The 346-nt window shown below is 67.1% G+C and carries 1 pseudogene; it reads left to right on the top strand.

The features are described 5' to 3' along the window. Positions 1 to 34 precede the first annotated feature (34 nt). Positions 35 to 346: pseudogene (locus tag RCF13_RS23420) on the top strand (AraC family transcriptional regulator); the annotation flags it as partial.

Here is a 346-nt window from a genome sequence, read left to right as displayed (position 1 = left end):
CCCCTCGGTTCAGTGGCGGCAGGACCGGCGCTACGTGGCGGATCGAAACGTGGTGACCACCACGGGTGTCAGCGCCTCGATCCCCTTGTCGCTGGCATTGGTGGAAGTCATCGCGGGCCAATCGAAAGCCCGTGAATTGGCGCGGGACCTGGGCGAGCAAGGTTGGGAAGATACGCATGACGGATCGGCCTTTCGCTTACGGCCCGGGCATGTCGCCACAGCGGCGAAGAACGCCCTCGCCCTCTGGAACCATGAGACGTTGGTGGCGCGGCTATCGCCGGGCGCCGATGACCTGCGCCTGGCGCTCGCCGCCGACGCATTTGCGCGCACCTATCGCACCGCGGTG

Source organism: Stenotrophomonas maltophilia group sp. RNC7, assembly GCF_030910085.1.
In the GTDB taxonomy this organism is placed as follows: domain Bacteria; phylum Pseudomonadota; class Gammaproteobacteria; order Xanthomonadales; family Xanthomonadaceae; genus Stenotrophomonas; species Stenotrophomonas sepilia.
The sequence above is the reverse complement of the archived record's forward strand: the minus strand, read 5'-3'. Positions and strand labels throughout refer to the sequence as shown.